At 73.3% G+C, this 8,536-nt stretch carries 8 protein-coding genes; 6 read left to right on the top strand and 2 right to left on the bottom strand.

All coding sequences use genetic code 11. The features are described 5' to 3' along the window. Positions 1 to 77: 77 nt before the first annotated feature. Both ACFC1T_RS37720 and ACFC1T_RS37715 read right to left on the bottom strand, forming a co-directional pair. The gene (locus tag ACFC1T_RS37720; RefSeq protein WP_375897145.1) at positions 78 to 2,387 is read right to left on the bottom strand and encodes an ABC transporter permease; all 2,310 of its coding nucleotides are present in this window, start codon (positions 2,385 to 2,387) and stop codon (positions 78 to 80) included. Then, positions 2,384 to 3,109, bottom strand: a complete 726-nt coding sequence (locus ACFC1T_RS37715) for an ABC transporter ATP-binding protein (protein WP_375897143.1) — start codon at positions 3,107 to 3,109, stop codon at positions 2,384 to 2,386. Before ACFC1T_RS37715 ends, ACFC1T_RS37720 begins: the two co-directional genes overlap by 4 nt. A gap of 140 nt (positions 3,110 to 3,249) precedes the next feature. Between ACFC1T_RS37715 and ACFC1T_RS37710 the strand changes: the two genes are divergently transcribed. From ACFC1T_RS37710 to ACFC1T_RS37685, 6 genes are all read left to right on the top strand, one after another. Further along, complete coding sequence (locus ACFC1T_RS37710) at positions 3,250 to 4,080, top strand: sensor histidine kinase (RefSeq protein ID WP_375897140.1); 831 nt, start codon at positions 3,250 to 3,252, stop codon at positions 4,078 to 4,080. A 17-nt stretch (positions 4,081 to 4,097) separates the two neighbouring features. Then, the gene (locus tag ACFC1T_RS37705) at positions 4,098 to 4,799 is read left to right on the top strand and encodes a response regulator (protein WP_375897138.1); all 702 of its coding nucleotides are present in this window, start codon (positions 4,098 to 4,100) and stop codon (positions 4,797 to 4,799) included. A 186-nt stretch (positions 4,800 to 4,985) separates the two neighbouring features. Beyond that, the gene (locus ACFC1T_RS37700) at positions 4,986 to 6,194 is read left to right on the top strand and encodes a cytochrome P450 (RefSeq protein ID WP_375897136.1); all 1,209 of its coding nucleotides are present in this window, start codon (positions 4,986 to 4,988) and stop codon (positions 6,192 to 6,194) included. Positions 6,195 to 6,243: 49 nt separating this feature from the next. Beyond that, entirely contained in the window at positions 6,244 to 7,401 is a 1,158-nt protein-coding gene (locus tag ACFC1T_RS37695; protein WP_375897134.1) for a type III polyketide synthase, read from the top strand. Next, positions 7,398 to 7,988 carry an NUDIX domain-containing protein gene (locus ACFC1T_RS37690; protein ID WP_375897131.1) on the top strand — a complete coding sequence of 197 codons (591 nt, stop codon included), beginning with the start codon at positions 7,398 to 7,400 and terminating at the stop codon, positions 7,986 to 7,988. The genes ACFC1T_RS37695 and ACFC1T_RS37690 overlap by 4 nt, the downstream gene beginning before the upstream one ends. A 93-nt stretch (positions 7,989 to 8,081) precedes the next feature. Next, entirely contained in the window at positions 8,082 to 8,501 is a 420-nt protein-coding gene (locus ACFC1T_RS37685; RefSeq protein WP_375897129.1) for an SHOCT domain-containing protein, read from the top strand. Positions 8,502 to 8,536: the final 35 nt, after the last annotated feature.

The following is an 8,536-nucleotide window of genomic DNA, read 5'->3' as shown; positions in this document are numbered from 1 at the left end:
GTGCACCACCCGGCCGCCCCGCCGCCCCGCCGCCCCGCCGCCCTACGGACCAGCCGCCCGCCGCGCCCCGAGCGGGCTCACTCGTTGTGCAGCACCTCGGCGATCGGCAGCCGGGCCGCCGAGCGGGCCGGGACGAGCGCGCCGAGGACGGCGATCGCGACGCCCGCGAGGGCGAGGGCGGCCAGCAGCGGGGCGCCCCAGACGTCGATCATCGCGTCGGTGAAGTGGATGATCCGGACGTGCTCGGCGATCAGCCGGTGCACCAGGATCCCGACCGGGATGCCGACGATCCCGCTGACCACGCCCTGCCAGGCCACCGAGGTGACCGTCATCCCGACCACCTGCCGGGGCGTCATCCCGATCGCCTTGAGCATGCCGAGGTCGCGGCGGCGCTCCCGGATGGTGAGCAGCAGGGTGTTGAAGACGCCGAGCGCGGCGACCACCGACAGCAGGACGGAGAAGGTCGTGCTGAACGTCTTGATCGCGACGACCGACCCTTCCGTGCTCGGGGCGACGACCGCGGTGCCCAGGCTTGGGTCGGCGTCCGTGACGGCCTTCCGGTAGGCCGCGGCGTCGGCGCCGTCGGCGAGCCGCACGTCGTACTCGACCACGTGCGGGTCGGAGGTGAGCAGCGCCCTGGTGGCGGCGTTGGAGGAGATCGCGTTGGCGTTGCCCTGGGTCTCCAGGCCGACCAGGGTGACGGTGGTCCGCCGGTCGTCCAGGGCCAGGGTGATCCGGTCGCCGAGCTTGAGCCCGTGCTGGTCCAGGAAGGCCGGCCCGGCCTCGGCCTCGCCGAGCCCGGTGGCCGGGCGGCCCTCGACCACGTTCAGCCGCCGGTGGTCGACCATGGCGTCGCCGCCGTAGAAGTTGGCGAAGACCGGCTGGGGCTGGCCGACGATGCCGACCCGCACCAGGCCCCGGACGGAGACCTGGTCGGCGCCGGGGGTGGCGTGCAGCATCGCCTCGGTCTGCTCCGCGGTCAGCCGGGGCGCGAGCTTGCTGCCGGAGAAGACGGCGGTCTGCACGTTGATGTGGGTGTGCTGGTCCGGTGCGGACATCGAGGCGGCCAGGGTGCTGGTCAGCCCGGTGGTCACGGTCACGGTGACCACGCCGAGCGCGATCGCCGCCATGGTCAGCGCGGTGCGGGCCGGGCGGGCGAAGGGCTGGCCGAGACCGAGGCTGACGGCGCGGGGCAGCCTGGTGCCGCTCAGCCACCGCTGGACCTTGAGGCCGCGCCCGGTGCGCGGCGCGCTGCCCGCCGAGATGGCCTGGGCGGCGGAGAGCCGCCGGGCCCGCGAGGCCGGGACGAGCGCGGCGAGGGCGACCAGCAGCGGGACGCCGAGCAGGGTCGCGGCGGGCAGCCAGCCGACCGGATCGATCACGGCGGTGCCGGTGGCGATGCCGCTGAACGCGGTCTTGAGGATCGGGTACGCGGCCGTCCAGCCCGCCGCCGTGCCGAGCACCGTGCCGACGACGGCGGGCACCGAGACCATCGTCAGGTAGACCGTGACCACCTGGCGCGGGGTGAAGCCGATCGACTTGAGCACCCCGATGTGCCGGTAGCCGGAGACCACCGCGCCGCTGACCACGTTGCCGACGATCAGCGCGGCGACGACCAGGCCGAGCACGCCGAAGACCGTCATCACCGGCAGGTAGGCGTCGGCGCCGGCCGAGAACGCCTGCTTGAGCACCAGGTAGGACTGGGCGTTGGCGACCGCGCCCTCGGGCAGGCCCTCGGTGGCGCGGCCGAGCGAGGCGGTGAGCCGCTGCTCGGTGGCCGCGTCGGTGAAGCGGTAGAGCATCTGCCGCCCGGTGGGGTGCAGGGCGGCCGCCTGCTCGGGGGTGACCCAGCCGCCGGCGGACTGGCTCATGTCGCTCGCGAAGCCGACGACGGTGAGCCGCTCCCCGGTGCCGGTGGTGAGCCGGGTGCCGAGGTTCCCCTCCGAGGAACCCCCGGCGGTACCGATGACCACCTCGCCGGGCGCGGTGGCCCAGCGGCCGGACAGCAGCTTCACCCGGTCCACCGGCGCGGCCGCCGGGTCGGGCCGGCCGACCAGGATCAGCGGGCCGGGCGGGTGCCCGATCCAGTCGGTGGGGATGGTCACCACCGCCTGGTCGAAGGGCCCGGCCGCCGCCTCGACGCCCGGCCGGTGTGCGGTGGCGGCCAGTTGCTCCGCCGAGGCCTTGGCCGGGTCGAAGAGGGCGCTGACGTGCGCGCCGCGCTCACCCTCGAAGGCGGTGTCGAAGGGGGCCCGGGCGGCGCTGATCACCGCGAGGGCGAGCAGCACCGTCGCGGTGGAGCAGAAGACGACCAGTCCGATCACGACGGTCTGCACCCGGCGGCGCTTCACGGCCGCCCGGGAGGCCCGCCACACAGCACTGTTCACGAGGACCCCTCCAGCATCCGCTCGCGCGCCACCTTGCCGTCGGCGACCTCGACCAGCCGACTGGCGCAGCGGGTGGCCAGGTCGGGGTCGTGGGTGACGATCAGCAGGGTCTGCCCGATCTGGTTGAGGTCGATCAGCAGGTCCATCACCTGCTCGCCGGAACGGCTGTCCAGCGCGCCGGTCGGCTCGTCGGCGAGCAGCAGCGCCGGACGGTTCATCAGGGCGCGGGCCACCGCGACCCGCTGGCGCTCGCCACCGCTGAGGGTGGCCGGGTAGACGTCCTTGCGGTGCGCGACGCCGAGTTCGTCCAGCAGCTCCAGCGCGCGGCGGCGCGCCTGCTTGGCGCTGGTGCCGGTCAGCTGGGCGGCCAGGGCGACGTTGTCGAGGGCCGGGAGGTCGTCGATCAGGTTGAAGAACTGGAAGATCATGCCGATGTGGCGGCGGCGGAACAGCGCCAGGCCGTTCTCGTTCAGCCCGCCGAGGTCCTGCCCCTGCACCCGGACGGTGCCGGAGCTGGGCCGGTCCAGCCCGGCCACCATGTTCAGCAGGGTGGACTTGCCGCACCCCGAGGGGCCCATCACGGCGACCGCCTCACCCGCGCGGATCCTCAGGTCGACGCCGTCGAGCGCCTTGGCGTCGCCGAACTCCTTGTGCACCCCGGACAGCTCGACGACGTACGGCGCGTCGTCGGGCCGGGTGGTCCCGTCGTGGTCGTTGCTCATGGTCGACGACGGTAGGCGCGGCCTCCCGGGCCGGGCGTCCCACCCCGGGTGTAACCGCAGGTCGCCGTAGTACCCGGGATGTACGCGGGCGGCACCCCCGGATGATGTCGATCAAGCCCCGGCCTGGGAGGCTTGACGCCGTGTGGGGAACAGGGACGGACTGGATCGCGATCGCGACGGCGGGCGCCGCCTGCGCGGCCGCCGGCTGGCTGGGCGTCGCGCTGGTACGGGCGCGGCGGCTGTACCGGGCGGCCATCGGCGAGCGCGGCTGGCTGCTGGAGCGCGAGCGGGAGAGCGCCGCGAGCGCCGCCGTGGACGCCGAACGGGCCCGGATCGCGGCCGAGTTGCACGACATCGTCAGCCACAACGTGAGCCTGATGGTGGTGCAGGCCGGGGCCGCCCGCGAGGTGCTGGCCACCATGCCGGAGGAGGCGGCGGCCGCGATGGGCGCGGTCGAGGCCGCCGGACGGGACGCGATGACGGAGCTGCGGCACCTGCTCGGCCTGCTCGCCCCGGCCGCCGACGGCAGCGAGGAGCCGGAGCGCGACGACTTCGCGCCGCAGCCGAGCCTGAGCCGGTTGAGCCCGCTGATCGACCGGTTCGCCTTCGCCGGGCTGCCGGTGGAGGTGCGGGTCTCCGGCGAACCGCGGCCGCTGCCCGGCGGCGTCGACGTGACGGCCTACCGGATCGTCCAGGAGGCACTGACCAACGCGCTCAAGCACGGGGACGGGGTGACGGCGGAGGTGACGGTGCGGTACGCGGACCACTACCTGCGGGTGGAGGTGCTGAACAGCGGCCCGAGCGTGCTCTCCGGCGCGCCCGCCCCCGCCCCGAAGCAGGCGGACGGCGCCGGACGCGGGCTGCTCGGCCTGCGCGAGCGGGTCGCCGTGTACGGCGGGGACCTGGACGCCCGGCGCCGGCTCGGCGGCGGCTACCGGGTCCGCGCCCGCATCCCGCTGGACCGGCCGTGAACGACTCGGAGGCAACCGTGGAACAGGACCAGCAGCGCCGCCCCCGGGTGGTGATCGCCGACGACCAGGAGCTGGTCCGCACCGGCTTCCGGATGATCCTCACCGCGCGCGGCATCGACGTGGTCGCCGAGGCCGGCGACGGCGCCGAGGCGGTGGCCGCCGCCACCCTGCACCGGCCGGACGTGGCCCTGCTGGACATCCGGATGCCGACCATGGACGGCCTGGAGGCGGCCCGCCGGATCCTGGCCGCGGTGCCCGGCTGCCGGGTCATCATGCTGACCACCTTCGACCTGGACCACTACGTCTACGCGGCGCTGTCCGCGGGGGCCAGCGGCTTCCTGCTCAAGGACGTCACCTCGGCCCACCTCGCCGCCGCCGTACGCCTGGTGGACACCGGCGACGCCCTGCTCGCCCCGTCGATCACCCGCCGGCTGGTGGAGCGCTTCGCGACCGGCGCCCCGCACCCCGCCGCGCGCGGCGCCGACGCGCCGCGGCTGCACCGCGACCTCGCGCCGCTCACCCCGCGCGAGGCGGAGGTGCTCGGCCTGCTCGGACGCGGCCTGTCCAACGGCGAGTTGGCGGTCGAACTGACCCTGAGCGAGTCGACCGTGAAGACCCACGTGGCCCGGATCTTCGCCAAGTTGAACCTGCGCGACCGGGCCCAGGCGGTGGTGCTCGCCTACGAGACCGGCCTGGTCGCACCGGGCACGAACGACTGACCGTCAATTCCCTTCCCCGTCACGATGATTCGCATGACAATCAGCCGGCTCACTCATTAGGGGGAACAGCTCGAAGGATTCACATTTTTGCCAGTCCATGGGGGAGCATCTGCGTATCCGCGACCGGAGCGACGAACACCGTCCGCGCGGCACCACCCCGCAGGACGAAGACCATTGGACAGGCCCGTGACCACCACCACCCCCGTGTGGGACTGCCCCTTCCACCACACCGACGGCCTGGAGTTCGACCCCCTCCTCAAGCGGCTGCTCACCGAGGCCCCGATCGCCAGGGTCCGCCTGCCCCACGGCACGGGCGAGGCCTGGCTGGCCACCCGCTACGAGGACGTCAAACTGGTCACCACCGACCGCCGGTTCAGCCGCGCCGCGGGCATCGGCCGCGACCTGCCGCGGATGACGCCCGCCACCATCGCCCAGGCCGAGTCCATCAACCTGATGGACCCGCCCGAGCACAACCGGCTGCGCCGCCTGGTCGCCCAGGGCTTCACCAACCGCCAGGTCGAGCGGATGCGCCCCCGGACCCAGGCCATCGTCGACGGCTTCCTCGACGAGATGGCCGAGCACGGCGCCCCCGCCGACCTCGCGCACTTCCTCTCCGCCCGGCTCCCGCTCCACACCATCTGCGAACTGCTGGAGATCCCCGAACCGGACCGCGACCGGCTGCGCGCCCGGGCGGTCGCGATGATGCGGACGGGCCCCGGCAGCCGCGAGGGCCAGGAGGAGGCCAAGGCCGGCCTGCGCGCCTACTTCACCGAGCTCACCGCCGAGCGCCGGGCCCACCCCGGCGAGGACCTGATCAGCGCGCTCGCCACCGCCCGCGACGGCGAGGACCTGCTCGACCCGGACGAACTGGCCGTCATGGCGATGGTCCTGCTGGTCACCGGCCACGACACCAGCACCTACCAGCTGAGCAACATCACCTACACCCTGCTCACCCACCCCGAGCAGCTCGCGAAACTGCGCGCCCGGCCCGAGGGCCTGCCCCGCGCCCTGGAGGAACTGCTGCGCTTCATCCCGTTCCGCCAGGGCCCCGGCATCGCCCGGATCGCCACCGAGGACGTGGAGCTCGGCGGCGTGCTGATCCGGGCCGGCGAGGCCGTGCACGTCTCCTACCTCACCGCCAATCGCGACCCGGCCGCCTACGAGCACCCCGACGAGCTGCGCCTGGAGCGCACCGACGGGCCCGTCAACATGGCCTTCGGCCACGGCCAGCACCGCTGCCTCGGCTCGCACCTCGCCCTGATGGAACTCCAGGTCGCGATCGGCACCCTGCTGCGCCGCTTCCCCGGGCTGCGCCTGGCCGTCGACCCGGCCGAACTCGACTGGGAATCCGGCTCGATCTGGCGCTTCCCGCAGACCCTGCCGGTCGCCTGGTAGCCCGCTCCCCCCGACACACCGTTCCCGCACCGGGGAGACCCACACACCCATGGCCACACTCTGCCGCCCCGCCGTCGCCGTGCCCGAGCACGTCATCACCCTCGACGAGACCCTCGACCTGGCCCGCACCCTGCACGCCGGCCACCCCCGACTCGGCCTGGCCCTGCGGCTGATCGAGAACACCGGGGTGCGCACCAGGCACCTGGTCCAGCCGATCGAGCAGACCCTCACCCACCCCGGCTTCACCCACCGCAACCAGGTGTACGAGCGGGAGGCCAAGCGCCGCGTCCCCGAGGTGGTCGAACGCGCCCTCGGCCACGCCGAACTGGGCGCCCAGGACATCGACCTGATCATCTACGTGTCCTGCACCGGCTTCATGATGCCGTCGATGACCGCCTGGCTGATCAACACCATGGGCTTCCGCTCCGACACCCGCCAGGTGCCGATCGCCCAGCTCGGCTGCGCGGCCGGCGGCGCAGCCGTCAACCGCGCCCACGACTTCTGCCGCGCCTACCCGGGCGCCAACGTGCTCATCGTCGCCTGCGAGTTCTGCTCGCTCTGCTACCAGCCGAGCGACCTCGACGTCGGCTCGCTGCTCTCCAACGGCCTGTTCGGGGACGCCGTCGCCGCCGTGGTGATGCGCGGCCGGGGCGGCCGCGGGGTGCACGTCGAACGCAACGGCTCGCACCTCGTCCCGGACACCGAGGGCTGGATCTCCTACGGGGTCAAGGAAACCGGCTTCCACTTCCAGCTGGACAAGCGGGTGCCCGGCACCATGGAGATGCTCGCCCCCGCGCTGCGCACCCTGGCCGGACAGCACGGCTGGGACGCCTCCGGGCTCGGCTTCTACATCGTGCACGCGGGCGGCCCGCGCATCCTGGACGACCTCTGCCACTTCCTCGACCTGGAGCCCTCGACCTTCCGCTACAGCCGGGCCACGCTGACCGAGCGCGGCAACATCGCCAGCGCCGTCGTCTTCGACGCCCTGGCCCGGCTGTTCGCCGACGGCGGCGTCGCCGAGGGCACCACCGGCCTGATCGCCGGCTTCGGACCGGGCATCACCGCCGAGATCTCGCTGGGCAGTTGGGTCGACACCCCGGTCGAACCGGTGCGCCGGCGCCCGCGCGCCATCTCCACCTCCGACATCGCCCTCGTCCACCAGGGCGCCCCCCGCCGTTTCCCGGCCGGCACTACGATCTCCGAATGACCGACACCACGGACCGCACCGACACCGATTCCGCCGCCAGAGCCGCCGAACTCGCCGCACTGTTCCCGGCGTTGCACGCGCCGCAGTACTGGGCCTGGGGCCGCTACGACGCCCAGTTCTCCACCGTGCTGCCGCCGGACGAGCTGGTCACCAACATCCACCTGGTCGGGTTCGCGGACGGTGGCGTGGTGCTCTGCCGGGACGACCGGAACCACTGGTTCCTGCCCGGCGGCACCCGGGAGAAGGACGAGTCCGTCGTCGACTGCCTGACCCGGGAGCTGCGCGAGGAGGCCGGCGCCCGGCTGCTCGGCGAGCCGGCCTGGCTGGGCGCGCACCGCTGCCACACCGAGGACCTCGTGCCGTACCGGCCGTGGCAGCCGCACCCGGACAAGGCCTGGCTGTGGGGCTGGGGCGAGGTCGAGCTGGACTCCACGCCGACCAACCCGGCGGACGGCGAGCAGGTGGTCGAGGTCCGGGCCGTCCCGGTCGCCGAGGCGCAGCGACTGCTGCTCGGCGGGCACGACGCCTGGTGGGGCGAGCTGATCGGGTTGGCGGTCGAGCTGCGACGGCGGGCCGGGCGGGACTGAGGGCCGGGAGGGGCTGGGGGTCGGGAGGCGAGGATCACCCGAACAGGCGAGCAGGGCGGAACAGTGTCCGATTTGTCATGATATCTCTCGGCCATGGGCACCTTTCACCTGGCCGCGGACTACCCGCTGCTGAACGTCTTCTGGACGATGCTGGAGCTGTTCCTCTGGATCCTCTGGATCTTCCTGCTGTTCAAGATCATCACTGACGTCTTCCGCAGCCACGACCTCAGCGGCTGGGGCAAGGCGGGCTGGCTGGTCCTGGTGATCATCCTGCCGCTGATCGGCGTGCTCGCCTACCTGATCGCCCGCGGTGACTCCATGCACAAGCGGGACCTCTCCCAGGCCCAGCAGACCGAGGCTGCGGTCAAGGCGTACATCAAGGAGGCCGCAGCGCCGGAGGGCGGCGGCGCTCGCAGTCATGTCGACGACCTGGCGGCGCTGGCGGACCTCAAGGGCAAGGGCCTCATCTCCGACGAGGAGTACCAGCGGGCCAAGGAGAAGCTGCTCGCCTGAGGTCACCCGCGCGGCGGGGCCGGTGGACGACGCTG

The sequence above is a fragment of the Kitasatospora sp. NPDC056076 genome (assembly GCF_042266305.1).
Taxonomy (GTDB): domain Bacteria; phylum Actinomycetota; class Actinomycetes; order Streptomycetales; family Streptomycetaceae; genus Kitasatospora.
The sequence above is the reverse complement of the archived record's forward strand: the minus strand, read 5'-3'. Positions and strand labels throughout refer to the sequence as shown.

Bases quoted from the DNA above. Each gene is read 5' to 3' on its own strand.
- ACFC1T_RS37690 (WP_375897131.1), top strand. From the start codon at position 7,398: ATGACCGACACCACGGACCGCACCGACACCGATTCCGCCGCCAGAGCC.
- ACFC1T_RS37695 (WP_375897134.1), top strand. From the start codon at position 6,244: ATGGCCACACTCTGCCGCCCCGCCGTCGCCGTGCCCGAGCACGTCATC.
- ACFC1T_RS37715 (WP_375897143.1), bottom strand. From the start codon at position 3,109: ATGAGCAACGACCACGACGGGACCACCCGGCCCGACGACGCGCCGTAC.
- ACFC1T_RS37685 (WP_375897129.1), top strand. From the start codon at position 8,082: ATGGGCACCTTTCACCTGGCCGCGGACTACCCGCTGCTGAACGTCTTC.